Genomic DNA, 17,363 nt, shown 5'->3' with positions numbered 1-17,363 from the left:
AGGGGTCTTTTCCTGCATGGCACCGCCTCGCTTTCGTAATTCCGGTTTTTCTAGGCGGGCGCAACTAGGCTTATTTACCAGTTATGTCTTTGCTATCGGGGGGATCATTGCTGCCGCGGTAATGCTGATACTATCGAATGTTTATCCTGATAAATATAATGGGGTTATCGGCTTTATCACAGACTGCACCAGTCCCTTGTCACGTTTTGGTCATGGGGTCGTGACAATTTTGCATAACAGCAGGGATGGCATTGCCGATTATATCAATGCTGGGAGCCAAAATCGGGCACTAAAAGCGAATATTGAAAAATTAAGGCCACAGCTTATTGAAGCGCAGATTTTAAATGCGGATAATATCCGTTTAAAGCGTATGCTGAATTTAGTGGATCATACCCCTATGCGGGTAGCGGTGGGGCATGTCATTGGTTCTCCTCTAACGACCAGCCGTCGTACTGCTATCATTGATCTTGGTTCTTCCTCAGGCGTCATCACAGGGATGCCGGTGCGCTCTTCAGAAGGCTTGGTTGGCCGCGTTTTAGCTACCGGTCATTTTTCTGCCCGTATTTTATTATTAGTTGATTCATCCAATACCCTTCCTGTTAAAATTGTTCGTTCGGGTGTCCCTGCCTTAGCTTCGGGAAGAGGGGATGGTTTATTAGATATTCGTCCGCTTATTGCAGGACAGTCGCCTTTTCAAATAGGCGATTTATTAGTGACATCTGGTACTGGGGGGATTTACCCGCCGGATATACCTGTTGCGATTATATCAAAATTAAATAGCGATGGGGCTTTTGCGTTACCTACAGCAAACCCCGCGCGTTTAGATTATATTATGGTTGAAAAGATATTCGAGCCAGATGCGCCCCCTGAACAGGTCACGATGGGTAAAGCTATATCTCAAAAACAGAGTAGCCATAAAAAATTGCCCAAGGATGGGAATACTAAGGCCGTAACGCAATTATTGGCGGTCGAGACGCCTGTATCTGCTACCGCTATATTTAAGCCGGAAATAGCCCCACTGGACAAAAGTAAAATGCAGCCGCATTCGAGCCTACCTCAGGCAACCATAGGCCGATAATGATACCCCTTATCGAAAAAGATCAAACATTAAGTTGGTTACCTATAAAAGCACAAATAACACCGCTTATTATGGTTTTATTCGCTAGCCTGCTAGAAACCGGCCCCTTGGTATCGGTTTTACCCTTATTACCTTCTTTTGGTCTGCTCGTCGCTTTGGGATGGCGGCTTTTACGGCCAGAATTATGGCAAGCATGGATCGCTTTACCCTTAGGGATGAGTAACGATCTGATTAATGGGCAGCCTTTGGGGATCTCGATGATTTCATGGACAATATGCTTTTTGGCATTTGATATTATCGATAATCGTTTAGTCTGGCGAAATTATTGGCAGGACTGGATTTTTGCATCCTGTGCTATTATTTTTTGTACCTTATTTTCGCTGTTTATGACCAGCTGGATAATAAAGGGACATACAATATTACTTATACTTTCCATTATGCCAGAAATATTGATTTCTATTCTGTTATTTCCTCTTGTCGAAGCCCTCTGTGCTATCGTCGATCGGTGGCGCTTGGCCGTGTAAAAGATTTTAAAAATTAAGATAAATCATAGTAATTATACTTGGCTAGAGGCAGTAACAGGTAATATAATAGCAAAATTTTTGCTGTATTTTTTAATGCCAGTAAATATTTTCAAGAGAGTTGTCTTTATCCTGAGCTCTCATACTCTCTGGATTGCTTTTTGTGAAAAATCGTAGCCGCCTTATCACCCAGCATTCGCTTGGTTACACATTTTCCCGCCGCTCTTTGGTATTAGGCGGTTTACAACTCGCAACAGGTGGATTGCTGGCTGCTCGTATGGCATGGTTGTCTATTGCTGAAAATGAACGTTATCGTTTAATGGCAGAAGATAATCGCGTCCAAACTGTTATGATTCCTCCTCGGCGAGGCTGGATTGTCGATCGTCACAATCGTCCTATGGCGATTAACCACACTGATTTTCGGGTCGATCTTATTCCTGATCAAATACAAGATAGAGAGCGGGTTATTATCACCCTGACAGAACTACTTAATCTGTCTCAAGATGACCTTGACCGTATACGGGAAGATTTGAATAAAGCGGCCGGGTATCAACCTGTGCCTGTTGCCGAACATTTGGATTATGAGCATTTTGCAGCTATTTCTGTCCGGCTACCAGAAATGGCAGGCGTTGCCCCCCAAAGAGGTTATGCTCGTTATTATCCTGAAGGTGCTGCTGTTGGACATTTAATTGGGTATGTGGGTTCGGCTACCACAGAAGATTATAAAAAGACCCACGATCCTTTGCTCATTACCCCCGGTTTTAAATTGGGTAAGCAGGGACTAGAAAAAACTTTTGATGATTACTTACGAGGCGTTCCCGGAGCAAGACGATCCGAAGTAACTGCAAAAGGCCGTCTGGTACGTGATCTTGAAAATAAACCTGACCAACCCGGGAAAAAATTGCCTCTAACGATTGATGCAGGTTTACAAAGCTATGCAGCCCGTCGGATTGGCGATAATAGTGCCGCGGTTGTTGTTATAGATACCGAAAACGGGGATATTTTAGCACAGGTCTCTATGCCCTGTTTTGACCCGAATGATTTTGCGGATGGGATCAGCCATCGTGAATGGCAAAGTCTCTCGGAAGATGATCATCATCCCTTGATTGATAAAACGGTTGCCGGACTTTATCCGCCCGGATCTACTGTAAAGCCGATGAATGCCCTAGCGCTTTTAGAAGCCGGGGTTGATCCGCATGAAACGGTTAACTGCACGGGTAGTTATCAGCTTGGAAATAGCGTTTTTCATTGCTGGCGTCGTCATGGTCATGGCCCTGTCAACATGCATACGGCTATTACCCAAAGCTGTGATGTCTATTTTTATCATATGGCGCATAGGGTAGGGATGGACCCTTTGGCGGATATGATGCGGCGGTTGGGCTTGGGAGCCAGCTATCATTTGCCTTTAGGGTCTGAACATTATGGCACGGTTCCTGATCCGGCATGGAAATTAAAAAAATATCATCATAACTGGACCGCGGCGGATACACTTAATGCCTCAATCGGGCAGGGGGATGTTTTAGTTAATCCCTTGCAATTGGCCGTAATGGTCGCAAGATTAGCCTCAGGCAAACAGATAATGCCGCGTTTAATCATGTCTTCCAAACCGCCGATTATTACAGGTTTAGGTATTAATGAGGCGCATCTAGATATTATTCGTCAGGCTATGCGGGACGTTGTTAATGGAGGCGGAACTGGCGGGGCTGCAAAATTATTTGTTCCTAATGTAGAGTTAGCCGGAAAGACCGGAACAGCGCAAGTTCGGCGAATATCTATGGCAGAACGAGATAGAGGGGTCCTTAAAAACTCTCAGTTGGCTTGGCGTATGCGTGATCATGCTTTGTTTGTTTGCTTTGCGCCCGTGGGTAACCCGCGATATGCTGCATCGGTGGTTATAGAGCATGGTGGACATACGGATTCTGCAACTGATGGCCCCGCTATTGCGCGTGATGTTTTAACCTATTTGTTTGATCCTGACCGCGCTATGGCAACGTTAAATGCCCTTGAGACCTCTTGGGGCGGGGATCTTGCTACCAGAATGCGCATAAGGGCTGAGGCTTTACATGCGTCCTCTTCAAAACCGGCTGAAACTCCGGAGAAATCCTGATGTTGTCTATGGTACCAACCCCATTACGCCAATTGCCTTGGGGATTACTTTTGCTGGTCATAGCGATCGGTAGTTTTGGTCTGGTTATTCTTTATTCTGCGGGGGGTGGAATGCATCCATGGGCTCTTAATCAGGGGCTCAGGTTCATTTTTTTTATTTTTGTTTCAGTAGCTATTAGCCGAATTGATCAAGATTTTTTAAAAAAAACAGCATGGCCTCTGTATGGGGGGTTGCTTCTTTTATTAATTGCTGTCGAATTATTTGGTTTTGTGGGCGGCGGAAGCCGACGTTGGCTTAATCTCGGTATCTTGACGCTTCAACCTTCAGAATTAATGAAGCTCGCCATTATTTTAGCTATTGCCCGTTTTTATGATTTACTACCCGCGGGTGAAACAAGAAGTTTTTCGGCGATGTGGCCTGCTGCTGTACTTGTGTTAGTGCCCGCTTTTTTAGTGGCTATTCAACCGGATTTGGGAACCGCTTTGATGATTATTGGCGGGGGGCTTATTGTCACTTTTTTGGCGGGGCTCCCTCTTTGGTTATTTATTGGAGGTGGGGCAGCTATTGCTGCGTTGGCCCCTTTTGCCTTCTTTTTTTTGCTTCATGATTATCAGCGTAATCGGGTGTTAATTTTTTTAACCCCTGAAAGTGATCCTTTGGGGCGAGGGTATCATATAAGCCAATCTAAAATTGCAATTGGATCGGGTGGGGTTTTTGGCAAGGGTTTTCTTAATGGTACACAAAGCCATCTCGATTATTTACCAGAACGTCATACCGATTTTGTCTTCGCTACAATGGCAGAAGAATGGGGATTAATTGGTGGGTTGTTTATTATTGTAAGTTTTATGCTGATCATTAACTGGGGGATGCGGGTTGCTTTTAATGCGCCTTCACGATTTGCCAAGCTGACGGCAGCCGGTCTATCGACTACCATTTTTTTCTATGTTGCGATTAATCTGGCCATGGTGATGGGCTTGGCACCTGTGGTCGGTATTCCGCTGCCTTTGGTCTCTAATGGCGGCTCTGCTATGATGACCGTTATGATTTGTTTGGGATTATTAATGGCGATTGATCGCTGGACGCGCTTCCCTAAAAGAGGTTTTTAATATTTTACTATTTGTTTTACATGGTTAATTTCAAATAATTGAAATTAACTTATGATTTATTCAATAGAATTCAAAAAATGTCCACAAAAGATAACAAAACATATTATCTATATTGTTTTTTTTTAGAATTTAACACTATAGGTTTAATAGTAAAAATTTAAGTTATCTTATTTTTTTACTTTTATTCTTAAAAATCATAAATGGAAAATAATATTACAGATGAAGTTGATCTACAATATAAGCTTCGTTTTTGGTTTAATTATAACCCCATCTTCTCTTTATGCCGCGGACAGCGGTTCCTCTTCAGATAAACAGCAATGGTATACAGGTTCATTATTATCGCCTGCCGGTGCCCTTCGTCAGGGTGGCGTGACGATTGAGCCTTATATTTCCTATAATCGACCCATTTATAATATAGATGCTTTTGGTCATAAGTCACCGACTTATGGAGGAACCCAAAGTGTTGTGAATACAACCCTCATGAAATATGGGATTACCAACCATATAAGTGTACAGCTTCATCCTCAATTTCTTTATAAATGGAAGTCAAGCTATGGTAATGGCGGTGGTCAGCCGCGAATAGGTGATTTGCCGCTGGATATTATTTGGCGGTTTGTTGACCCTGATCCTAATCGTTTTATTCCAGCTGTCATGTTTTTTGGCGGTGTATCCTTTCCGACCGGACGTTATGACCATTTGAATACGACAAAAACGAATGCTGGTGGGAATGGCAATTATGTTTTTAGGGCAGCCTTGGTTACCCAATCAACCTATAAAATAGCCGGCCATGCCCTACGCGCGCGTACTTGGGCTACTTTTCGGCGTTCTCTGAATGAAGCCGAAATCCATGGTATTAGTGGCTATGGGACAAGTAAGGATTTTCTAGGACGTGCGCAAGCGGGTATGAATGGGCAAGGGGGTGTTTCTCTTGAATTTGGTATAAATCAACGCTGGGTTCTTGCTTGTGATGTTGCGCGTAACTGGTCTTATGGTTCCAGAGTAAAAGGGTATAATAATCTTACTTATATTGATAAAACAGGCGATGGCTCGGGGGATTGGGTGGTAGCGCCTGCTATCGAATATAACTGGTCTCGCCGTTATGGTATTATCGCCGGTGTATCGACCCCTTTTTGGGGACGTAATACCAATGAAAGTCTGTCAGGGCAGGTCGCTTTTGATATGGTGTTTTAATTACCGTTTTTTAGGTGAAAAGCCCAAATTAAAGAAGCCAACTGATGGAGAGTGCTTGTTTAGGTCATAGGGCGTTATCATATGTTTTCTATGACCATAGAGATTCGCACCACCCTTGATGAACCAGAAAATCGGCCCGATTTTGTGCCGCATCGGCCAGCGCGTCCTGAAAAAACGGAACCTTCTAAACCATTTCATTTGGTTTCGCCTTATGATGCGGCAGGTGATCAACCCGAAGCTATCTCGGAATTATGTCGCGATATTAATGCCCATGAACGGGATCAGGTTTTATTAGGGGTAACGGGTTCTGGTAAGACTTTCACCATGGCGAAAGTCATTGAAAAATTGCAGCGTCCAAGTTTAATATTAGCGCCTAATAAAATTCTGGCAGCCCAACTCTATGGGGAATTTAAGCGATTTTTCCCCGAAAATGCCGTTGAGTTTTTTGTTAGCTATTATGACTATTATCAGCCCGAGGCTTACGTCCCGCGCACAGATACTTACATTGAAAAAGATAGCGCGATTAATGAAGCCATAGATAGAATGCGCCATGCGGCGACCCGTTCGCTATTAGAACGGGATGACGTGATTATCGTGGCCTCGGTTTCTTGCCTGTATGGTATTGGTTCCGTTGATACGTATTCATCTATGACTTTTCGCTTATTTAAAGGGCAGATCGTCGATCAGCGTGAAATTATCCGTCGGTTGGTGGCCTTGCAGTACAAGCGTAATGATCTTGCCTTTGGGAGAGGGTCTTTTCGTGTAAGCGGTGATACGCTGGAAATATTTCCGTCACATTATGAAGATATGGCATGGCGAATTAGTTTTTTTGGAGATGAAATTGAAGAAATTTCCGAATTTGATCCATTAACGGGTGCCAAAATTGCCAAACTGGATCAGATTAAAATTTATGCCAATTCTCATTATGTGACCCCTGAACCGACATTAAAGGCAGCCAATAATGCGATCCGTCGAGAATTGGATAATCGTTTGCACGAATTTCAAGCGGAAGGTAAGTTATTAGAAGCCCAAAGATTAGAGCAGCGCACCGAATTCGATCTTGAGATGATGGCGGCCACAGGGGCTTGCTCTGGCATTGAAAATTATTCCCGCTTTCTTACCGGACGTGCGCCGGGTGAACCCCCTCCGACTTTATTTGAATATCTTCCTGATAATGCTTTGTTATTTGTGGATGAAAGTCACCAAACTGTCCCGCAGATCAATGGGATGGCGCGGGGAGACTTTCGCCGTAAGACCACTTTGGCTGATTATGGCTTTCGTCTGCCTTCCTGTATCGATAACCGTCCACTCCGTTTCGAAGAGTGGAATGCCATGCGTCCTCAGACCATCTATGTTTCAGCAACACCCGGTCCATGGGAGTTAGAACAAACGGGTGGTGTCTTTGTCGAACAAGTTATTCGTCCCACAGGTCTTATTGACCCTGTGATTGAAGTGCGTCCCATTGAAGAGCAAGTCGATGATTTGATCAATGAAGCTAAAAAAACAGCAGAAAAAGGATGGCGCTCTTTAGTAACGACATTAACCAAAAGAATGGCTGAAGATTTGACGGAGTATATGCATGAAGCAGGTTTAAAAGTGCGTTATATGCATTCTGACGTTGAAACAATTGAGCGTATCGAGCTTATCCGCGATCTGAGATTAGGCGTTTATGACGTTTTAATCGGTATTAATCTGTTGCGTGAAGGTTTGGATATTCCCGAATGTGGGTTGGTCGCGGTATTGGATGCCGATAAAGAAGGTTTTTTACGCTCTGCAACATCTTTAATCCAGACTATTGGAAGAGCTGCTCGTAATTCAGAAGGTCGTGTTATCCTTTATGGTGACAAGATTACAGGTTCGATGGAACGCGCTATTGCAGAAACAGAGCGACGCCGTGAAAAACAGATCGCATGGAATGTTAGCCATAATATTACCCCTACGACAGTACAGCGTCAGGTCGACGATATTGTAGGTCATTTTGGGATAGTAGAAGAGACCAATGTGGCTGAAGAAAATACCCTGTTGGATACTCAACAAATTGAAGTCCGTATCGCCGAGATTGAAAAGCAGATGTTAGAAGCCGCTGCTGATCTTGAATTTGAGAAGGCCGCTGAATTAAGGGATGTGTTAAGACAATTAAAACGCCAACAATTAGGCTTACCTTCTGAAAAGGCTTCCGAGAAGCAAGGCCGATCTGAAGCGGGTCGCCCTGGAACACGTAAAACGCGAAGTGATAAAGCGAAAGAGACTAAGGCGGCGAAACAAGCCAAGCAATATGCAGGTAAAAAAGTCTTGCGTTCCAGAGGTCATTGACCCTGTCAGTCTGAAATCAGATCAGACTATCCCTTAATTTTTAAAGGCTGTCGGCGTGGTTTTTCACAGAAAAATCATTTTTACCGATAGCCTTTTATTTTGTCTTGTTATTCCATAGGAAGCTTGAGAAAGCATTGCGCGGTATGCCTTTATATCTTGCAGTAAAAGCTACAATGACAGAAGAACAGCGCGCTCAAGCGTAAGGGCGTCAGCTAGAAAAGGAATTGAACGTGACAGAGGCGGTAGCCAAAGAAGAAATATCCCATCCGCGTTTTACCTTTTCTATAACGGCGCGCGATGGAAAAGCACGCACGGGTAGCATCGCAATGAAGCGGGGTGTCATTCGTACGCCTGCTTTTATGCCAGTCGGCACAGCGGCTACGGTGAAGGCTATGAAACCCGAGGCGGTAAGCGCTACCGGCGCTGATATTATTCTCGGAAATACATATCATCTTATGCTGCGGCCCGGGGCAGAACGATTGGCTAAATTAGGCGGATTGCATCAATTTATGGGATGGGATCGCCCTATTCTGACGGATAGCGGCGGTTATCAGGTGATGAGTTTATCCTCTCTTACCAAAAAGAGTGAAGAAGGGGTTACCTTTAAAAGCCATCTGGATGGTTCCCGCCATATATTGACCCCTGAACGCTCAATCGAAATTCAGCGTTTATTGGGTAGTGATATTGTTATGGCCTTTGATGAATGTACGCCCTATCCGGCCACGCCCACCTTGGCTGCATCCTCTATGGAGCGTTCCATGCGTTGGGCCAAAAGATCGCGGGAAGCCTTTGATAAGAATAAAGACCAATCCGTCAATTCTGCTCTGTTCGGTATTCAACAAGGCTCTGTGTTTGAAAATTTACGCAAGAAATCCGCTGATGCTTTGGCCGAAATCGGTTTTGATGGGTATGCTGTCGGGGGATTAGCCGTCGGTGAAGGTCAAGAAGCGATGTTCCGCGTGCTTGATTTTTCTGTTCCTATGCTACCTGATGACAAGCCGCATTATCTGATGGGCGTCGGGAAACCCGATGACATTGTGGGTGCCGTTGAACGGGGCATTGATATGTTTGACTGTGTCCTGCCCACACGTTCAGGCCGTAATGGACAAGCTTTTACATGGGATGGCCCGATCAATATTAGAAATGCTCGTTTTGCAGAAGATATGAAGCCCTTGGACAGCAGCTGTCATTGTGTTGTTTGTCAAAAATGGAGCCGGGCCTATATTCATCATCTTATCCGCGCGGGTGAAATTTTGGGAGCTATGCTGATGACAGAGCATAATATTGCTTTTTATCAACAGCTTATGCAGGGATTACGAATGGCTATTGAAGAAGGGCGTTTATCTGATTTTGCTACCGCTTTTCGTGCGCGTTATCGGGCTAAAAACAATTAGCTATTTCTTACTATGTTGAATGAAACTCTTTTATAAAAGTCGGACGCGCCTTCTCTGACTTTTATAAAAATTGAGATGATTTTAACCTAGCCTTTGTATTTCTGATGAGCTTCGTTAAAGCGTAGGATTATGAGTGAGGATCCCGATCTTTTTTCCGCTATATCGTCTCAAAATCAGACATTATCTACTATTTCACCTGAACGCTTAACATCGGATCAGGCTACTTTCGAATTGGAGCGACTAGCTACATTAATTCGCCATTATGATAGGCTTTATCATGACCAAGATTCCCCGGCTATTTCTGATGGGGAATATGATGCTTTAGTGCTGCGTAATCGTCTTATTGAACAGAATTTCCCTAATTTAACGAGGCCAGATTCCCCTAGTAAGCGTATTGGGACACGCGCGACCTCTCGTCTTCCTAAAATTGCTCATTCTATCGCTATGCTGAGCCTTGATAATGGTTTTTCAGATAAAGATGTGGGTGATTTTTTAGACCGCATTCGGCGTTTTCTTCGCTTAGGTGCGCAAGAACCGGTAGCTTTAACGGTTGAACCTAAAATTGACGGCCTTTCCTGTTCTCTCCGCTATGAAAAGGGAAGGCTTACCCAAGCGGTAACGCGAGGCGACGGTATCATCGGAGAAGATGTTACGCCTAATGTTCGGGTTATTAATGATATTCCTGAAACTCTAGCGGGTTCCACATGGCCGGAGGTCGTGGAGATCAGAGGCGAAGTCTATATGACAAAAGCTGCCTTTTCTGATCTCAATCAACGGCAATCAGAAGAAAATGGAAAGCTATTTGCCAATCCTCGAAATGCTGCGGCCGGTTCTTTACGACAGTTAGATCCGAATATTACCGCGAGGCGGTCACTTCGCTTTTTAGCCCATGGTTGGGGAGAAATATCTGATTTTCCTGCCGACACGCAATACGGTATGATGCAGGCTATTAAAAGTTATGGTCTGCCTGTCAGTGATCTTTTGCTGTGCTGTCATTCACTGGATGAAATGTTACAGCATTATCATAAGATAGAAGCCCATAGAGCCGATATGGATTTCGATATTGATGGGGTGGTTTATAAAATTGATCGACTTGATTGGCAAAGCCGTCTTGGCTTTTCTGCCCGTGCCCCCCGTTTTGCTTTAGCTCATAAATTCCCTGCGGAAAAAGCGCAAACAACGCTCTTAGATATTGATATACAGGTAGGACGAACGGGTGTTCTGACCCCTGTCGCTAAATTGGAAGCGGTGACCGTAGGGGGGGTCGTGGTTACTTCTGCAACGCTTCATAATGCAGATGAAATTAAGCGACTAGCTGTTCGTCCGGGAGATCGCGTGCTTATTCAGCGTGCGGGTGATGTTATTCCCCAAATTGTTGAAAATTTAACACCTGAGGTTAATCGGGAGGATTGGCATTTTCCTTCAACTTGTCCTGTTTGTCATTCACTGGCAAAACGGGAAGAAGGGGAGTCCGCATGGCGTTGCACCGGTGGTTTGATATGTCCGGCTCAGCGTGTGGAACGCTTACGTCATTTTGTATCGCGGACGGCGTTTGATATTGAAGGCTTGGGGTTAACCCATATTGAGAGTTTTTTTGCCGATAAATTGATAGTAACACCCGCAGATATTTTTCGTCTTCATAAACGACGTGATACGTTAATAAATCGAGAGGGCTGGGCAGAAGTTTCAGTGAACAATTTATTAGCGGCTATTGAAAATCGTCGTGTTATTTCTCTTGATAGATTTTTATATGCCTTAGGCATTCGCCATATTGGTGTGGTTACAGCTAGAGATTTTGCTCGACAGTATCATGAATGGGATGCCTTTTCAAAAATGATAGGGCAGCTTAAGAGTATGCGTAACATATTATTACCATCTCTCATTGAAACTGAAGAAAAATATCGAAAAAGAGTTGCCAAAGAACTGACTGGATTTGTTAATATTCCTAATATTGGGAATAAAATAATTCAGAGTTTGATTGCTTTTTTCTCGGAAAGCCACAACCAATCTGTCGTTGATGATCTGCTGCTCGAAATCGAGGTCAAATCTGTCCATTTTCAGCAACAATCCTCCCCGCTTGCAGGAGAAGTCATTGTCTTTACTGGAAGTTTGGAAACCCTGTCCCGCGAAGAGGCCAAACGGCAGGCTGAGACTTTGGGGGCCAAAGTTGCCGCTTCTGTCTCGCGCAAAACAAGTTTTGTTGTCTGCGGAAAAGCAGCAGGTTCTAAACTTTCTAAGGCAGAAGCGCTTTCAATTCCTGTTATTGATGAAATGAAATGGCAAAAAATTGTTAAAAACAATGGTCATATATCTGTTAAAACTGAATAAATGAAAAGTTATTCTTTGAAATTTATATCTAATTTTTTTTCATTTTTGGTATTTTAAATTTTTTCTTAAAAAAAATATAAAATTTTTTACAATATATTTAGAGTATTTCTAGATAAAAAAATAGTTTTACTTGTAGTTATCGCAATCGATCAAAAGTAAAAAAATGATCGTCCGTGATCGACGCAAATATTGTTCCAATAATGATAAGGAGGTTTCAAAATCAGTTTAATAGGAGTAACTCGTAATCAGTCCATCGCTAAGGATTCGGTTTTATCTATGTTATGTGGCGGGAAACTAAAATAAGACTGCGACATATCAAAGCCGATACTCAGCTGTTGTAAGATGTTTTTAGATATAAGGCGGGAGAGGAATCGCCATGAGTTCAGAAAGTAGTCAAGGTCTAGTCACGCGACTAGCCTTAATTGCCGCCATTGGCGGTCTACTATTTGGTTACGATTCAGCCGTTATTGCTGCGATCGGTATACCGGTTGATATTAACTTTATTGGTCCCCGCCATCTGTCAGCTACCGCTGCCGCCTCCCTTTCAGGGATGGTGGTTGTTGCTGTCTTGGCAGGTTGTGTTGTTGGTTCATTAATTTCCGGTTGGATGGGTATCCGTTTCGGACGTCGTGGCGGTCTGCTTATTAGTGCAGTCTGCTTCATCATTTCTGGATTTGGTGCCGCTACAACGGGATTGACTGGTGATATTGGCTCAGCATTGCCAATTTTTTGCTTTTTCCGCTTTTTAGGTGGTTTTGGTATCGGCATCGTTTCGACGTTGACTCCAACCTATATTGCTGAAATTGCGCCTCCTGATAAGCGTGGTCAAATGGTATCTGGTCAACAGATGGCCATCGTAACCGGCGCTTTAACGGGTTATATCTTCACATGGCTTCTGGCCCATTTTGGTTCTGTTGACTGGATCAATGCTAATGGTTGGCGTTGGTCACCTGCATCTGAAGGTATAATTGCTGTTGTCTTCTTACTGTTACTGTTAACGGCTCCTGATACACCGCATTGGTTGGTCATGAAGGGCCGCCATTCAGAAGCAAGTAAGATTCTGGCTCGCTTGGAACCTCAGGTTGATCCTAGTTTAACGATTCAGAAAATTAAAGCTGGCTTTGATAAGGCTTTGCAAAAAAGCAATTCAGGTTTGTTTGCTTTTGGCGCAACCGTAATCTTCGCTGGTGTTTCAGTCGCTATGTTCCAGCAACTTGTCGGTATTAATGCTGTGCTTTACTATGCACCGCAAATGTTCCTGAACTTAGGTTTTGGTGCTGATACCGCATTACTTCAGACGATTTCAATTGGCGTTGTGAACTTCGTATTCACCATGATTGCGTCACGCATTGTTGACCGCTTTGGTCGTAAACCGCTTCTTATTTGGGGTGGTATCGCCATGGCTGTTATGATGTTTAGCTTAGGTATGATGTTCACATATCATATCGGTGGCGTTTTGCCTTTGGCTGCTATTCTTCTTTACATTGTTGGTTTCGCAATGTCTTGGGGGCCGGTCTGCTGGGTTGTCCTGTCAGAAATGTTCCCGAATGCTATCAAAGGTTCCGCTATGCCTATTGCGGTTACCGCGCAATGGATCGCCAATATTTTAGTTAACTTCCTGTTTAAAATTGCGGATGGTGATCCCGGTTTAAATCGGACTTTCAACCATGGTTTCTCTTACCTTGTGTTTGCAGGATTAAGTATACTCGGCGCTTTAATCGTCGCACGCTTTGTTCCTGAAACGAAAGGACGGAGCCTGGAAGAAATCGAGGAGATGTGGCGCTCCTAAAATAGTTAAGTTGCTTTGGCTGAATTCTTTTATCTTTTTTTAGATAAGTCTTAACCGATTATACTTTCTGTTTTGGGCGGTAGTATGAACGAAGCGTAAGCGCTAAAAAATAGATGCAAAGGATTCGGCCTCTGTTTTAAGGACGAAAATAATGACGAATACCGTTTCGACGATGATATTATTCGGCGCGACTGGCGATCTTTCACAGCGTATGCTGTTGCCGTCGCTCTATGGCCTTGATGCTGACGGATTGCTGGCAGAAGATCTTCGTATCGTTTGCACCTCCCGTAGCGATTATGATACTGATGGCTTCCGTAATTTTGCTGAAAAAGCGCTTGATCGTTTTGTAGCCCCTGATCGGCTCAATGATGAAGCTAAAGCAAAATTCCTGACTAAACTTTTCTATGACACGGTAGATATTACTGACCCTACCCAGTTCGGAAAGTTAGCTGAACTCTCTGGTCCGGTTGAAAAAGGTATCGCCATTTATCTTTCGACTGCACCTTCTTTATTTGAAGGCGCAATCGCTGGTCTTCAACAGGCTGGTTTGGCTGGTTCCACGTCACGCTTGGCGCTTGAAAAACCACTGGGTCAGGATCTGGCTTCCTCTGATCATATCAATGATGCCGTATTGAAAGTTTTCTCTGAGAAACAGGTCTATCGTATTGACCATTATCTTGGAAAAGAAACTGTTCAGAACCTTTTGACGCTGCGTTTTGGTAATGCTTTATTTGAACCGCTTTGGAATTCAAAAGGCATTGATCACGTCCAGATTAGCGTTGCTGAAACGGTCGGTTTAGAAGGCCGCATCGGTTATTTTGATGGCTCTGGTAGCCTTCGTGATATGGTTCAAAGCCATATTCTTCAGCTGGTCGCCTTGGTCGCTATGGAACCGCCTGCTCACATGGAAGCTACCGCTGTCCGTGATGAAAAAGTAAAGGTCTTCCGCGCTTTACGTCCTATTAACAACGATACCGTCTTTACCCACACGGTTACCGGACAGTATGGCGCTGGTGTTTCTGGTGGCAAAGAAGTAGCCGGTTATATTGAAGAACTGGGGCATCCGTCCGATACGGAAACCTTTGTTGCTATCAAGGCCCATGTTGATAACTGGCGTTGGCAGGGTGTTCCTTTCTATATTCGTACGGGTAAGCGTTTACCTGCTCGTCGTTCTGAAATTGTGGTTCAGTTTAAGCCCGTCCCGCATTCTATTTTCTCGTCAAGCGGTGGCGTTCTTCAGCCGAATAAATTGCGTATTGTTCTTCAGCCAGATGAAACCATTCAGATTTCTATGATGGTAAAAGAGCCGGGTCTTGACCGTAATGGTGCCCATATGCGCGAAGTATGGCTAGATCTTTCTTTGACCGATGTATTCAAGGATCGTAAGCGTCGTATCGCTTATGAACGTCTGATGCTTGATCTTATCGAAGGAGACGCCACTTTATTTGTGCGTCGTGATGAAGTCGAAGCACAATGGACTTGGATTGACGGAATTCGTGAAGGCTGGAAAGCGAACAGCATGAAGCCGAAAACCTATGTTTCTGGAACATGGGGCCCTTCTGCTGCTATTGCTTTAGCTGAACGTGATGGAGTAACTTGGTATGACTGATCTACACTCGACTGTCGAAAAGGTTACCGCCCGCGTTATTGAACGCTCGCGGAAAACCCGCAAAGCTTATCTGGACTTGATTCAGTGTGAGCGTGAACATGGTGTCGATCGCCCGAATTTAGCTTGTGGTAACCTGGCTCATGGCTTCGCTGCGATGGGACAAGATAAAGCCGCATTACGCGACTTTAACCGCATGAATATCGGCGTTGTTACAGCTTATAATGATATGCTGTCAGCGCACGAACCCTATTACCGCTATCCAGAACAGATGAAAGTGTTTGCCCGCGAAGTTGGGGCAACTGTTCAGGTGGCGGGCGGTGTTCCTGCTATGTGCGATGGTGTGACCCAAGGTCAGCCTGGCATGGAAGAATCACTGTTTAGTCGTGAAGTTATTGCGTTAGCGACCTCGGTTTCTTTATCGCATGGTATGTTCGAAGGGGCTGCTCTTCTTGGTATCTGTGATAAGATTGTCCCCGGTCTTTTAATTGGTGCTTTACGCTTTGGTCATTTGGCTACTGTTTTGGTGCCATCAGGCCCGATGACGACCGGCATTCCTAACAAGGAAAAGATTCGGATTCGTCAGCTTTATGCACAGGGTAAAATTGGTTCCAAAGAACTGCTGGATATGGAAGCCGCATGTTATCATGCGGAAGGTACCTGCACCTTCTATGGTACGGCCAATACGAACCAAATGATGATGGAAGTTATGGGTTTACACGTGCCGGGTGCGGCATTTGTAACGCCTGGAACGCCTCTTCGTCAGCAATTGACGCGTGCAGCTGTTCACCGTGTGACGGAGATGGGCTGGAAGGGTGATGATTATCGTCCTCTCGGTAAAATTGTTGATGAAAAATCAATCGTGAATGCAATCGTTGGATTGCTGGCGACGGGTGGTTCTACTAACCACACGCTGCATATTCCAGCTATTGCCCGTGCTGCCGGTATTCTTGTTAACTGGAATGACTTCCATGATCTTTCTGAAGTTGTTCCGTTAATTGCCCGTGTCTATCCAAATGGCCCACGTGATGTGAATGAATTCCATCATGCAGGTGGTATGGCTTACGTCATTAGCGAACTGCTTTCTGCTAATCTGTTGAACCGTGATGTGATGACCGTTTCCAAGGGTGGTATCGAGGATTATGCTAAGGCACCTGTCTTAGATGATGGTGGTAAACTCGTTTGGGAACCGGCACCTAAAACGCCAGGTGACGACACGATTTTACATCCCGTTTCTGCACCGTTCTCTCCCGATGGTGGTCTTCGTCTTCTCGAAGGCAATCTGGGTCGTGCGATGTATAAATCCAGTGCTGTTGATCCTAAATTCTGGACGATTGAAGCCCCTGTTCAGGTTTTCTCTGATCAAGATGATGTTCAGAAAGCTTTCAAAGCGGGTCAGCTTGACAAGGATGTTATTGTTGTCGTTCGTTTCCAAGGCCCCCGTGCCAATGGTATGCCTGAACTCCACAAATTAACGCCTGCCTTAGGTGTTTTGCAGGATAAAGGTTACAAAGTCGCACTTTTGACCGATGGACGTATGTCTGGTGCAACGGGTAAAGTGCCTGTTGCTCTGCATCTTAGCCCAGAAGCTTTGGGTGGCGGTGCTATTGGTAAATTACGCGACGGTGATATTGTTCGTATTTCCGTTGAAGAAGGCAAAGTCGAAGCCTTGGTTCCTGCTGAAGAATGGGCCGCTCGTCCTCATGCTGAGCAACCTGCATTCCATCCGGGTACCGGTCGTGAGCTTTTTGCCCTGCTGCGGCAGCATGCCCCTGTTGCTGAAGAAGGCGCAATGGCCATTTTGGCTGCTGCTGGCCTCTAATTCCTCTAAAGAAGAACCAATAGGCTAAAATCCGGCAGATTTTATATTCTCCAGCGTAGGTTTTTTAATCTACGCTGGAGTATGGGCATAAGATTTACTGATTTTTTC

Annotated in this window: 11 protein-coding genes; all 11 read left to right on the top strand. The window is 44.6% G+C overall.

Annotated elements, in window-relative coordinates:
* Window positions 1-16: 16 nt before the first annotated feature.
* The 11 genes from mreC (at window position 17) to edd (ending at window position 17,255) form a co-directional block, all read left to right on the top strand.
* Window positions 17-1,078, top strand: coding sequence for a rod shape-determining protein MreC (mreC, locus tag ZYMOP_RS04325; RefSeq protein WP_013934137.1), 1,062 nt, complete (start codon window positions 17-19; stop codon window positions 1,076-1,078).
* On the top strand, window positions 1,078-1,602 hold the full coding sequence (mreD, locus tag ZYMOP_RS04320; protein ID WP_013934136.1) for a rod shape-determining protein MreD: 525 nt from the start codon (window positions 1,078-1,080) through the stop codon (window positions 1,600-1,602). The genes mreC and mreD overlap by 1 nt, the downstream gene beginning before the upstream one ends.
* A 160-nt stretch (window positions 1,603-1,762) precedes the next feature.
* Window positions 1,763-3,706, top strand: coding sequence for a penicillin-binding protein 2 (gene mrdA, locus ZYMOP_RS04315; RefSeq protein WP_013934135.1), 1,944 nt, complete (start codon window positions 1,763-1,765; stop codon window positions 3,704-3,706).
* Window positions 3,706-4,812, top strand: a complete 1,107-nt coding sequence (rodA, locus tag ZYMOP_RS04310) for a rod shape-determining protein RodA (protein ID WP_013934134.1) — start codon at window positions 3,706-3,708, stop codon at window positions 4,810-4,812. Before mrdA ends, rodA begins: the two co-directional genes overlap by 1 nt.
* 219 nt (window positions 4,813-5,031) lie before the next feature.
* Window positions 5,032-6,003, top strand: a complete 972-nt coding sequence (locus tag ZYMOP_RS04305; RefSeq protein WP_013934133.1) for a hypothetical protein — start codon at window positions 5,032-5,034, stop codon at window positions 6,001-6,003.
* Window positions 6,004-6,093: 90 nt separating this feature from the next.
* The gene (uvrB, locus tag ZYMOP_RS04300; protein WP_041581964.1) at window positions 6,094-8,316 is read left to right on the top strand and encodes an excinuclease ABC subunit UvrB; all 2,223 of its coding nucleotides are present in this window, start codon (window positions 6,094-6,096) and stop codon (window positions 8,314-8,316) included.
* Between the two features lie 230 nt (window positions 8,317-8,546).
* Entirely contained in the window at window positions 8,547-9,710 is a 1,164-nt protein-coding gene (tgt, locus tag ZYMOP_RS04295; protein WP_013934131.1) for a tRNA guanosine(34) transglycosylase Tgt, read from the top strand.
* A gap of 129 nt (window positions 9,711-9,839) precedes the next feature.
* The gene (gene ligA / locus ZYMOP_RS04290; protein ID WP_013934130.1) at window positions 9,840-12,038 is read left to right on the top strand and encodes an NAD-dependent DNA ligase LigA; all 2,199 of its coding nucleotides are present in this window, start codon (window positions 9,840-9,842) and stop codon (window positions 12,036-12,038) included.
* A 376-nt stretch (window positions 12,039-12,414) separates the two neighbouring features.
* Window positions 12,415-13,827, top strand: coding sequence for a sugar porter family MFS transporter (locus ZYMOP_RS04285; protein WP_013934129.1), 1,413 nt, complete (start codon window positions 12,415-12,417; stop codon window positions 13,825-13,827).
* 151 nt (window positions 13,828-13,978) lie between these two features.
* A complete protein-coding gene (gene zwf / locus ZYMOP_RS04280; protein ID WP_013934128.1) occupies window positions 13,979-15,436 on the top strand; it encodes a glucose-6-phosphate dehydrogenase in 1,458 nt (485 codons plus the stop codon).
* Window positions 15,429-17,255, top strand: a complete 1,827-nt coding sequence (gene edd, locus ZYMOP_RS04275; protein WP_013934127.1) for a phosphogluconate dehydratase — start codon at window positions 15,429-15,431, stop codon at window positions 17,253-17,255. Before zwf ends, edd begins: the two co-directional genes overlap by 8 nt.
* Window positions 17,256-17,363 lie beyond the last annotated feature (108 nt).

Origin of the sequence: Zymomonas mobilis subsp. pomaceae ATCC 29192, from assembly GCF_000218875.1 — a bacterium.
Taxonomy (GTDB): Bacteria; Pseudomonadota; Alphaproteobacteria; order Sphingomonadales; family Sphingomonadaceae; genus Zymomonas; species Zymomonas pomaceae.
This window is presented reverse-complemented; position numbering and strand designations above follow the sequence as displayed.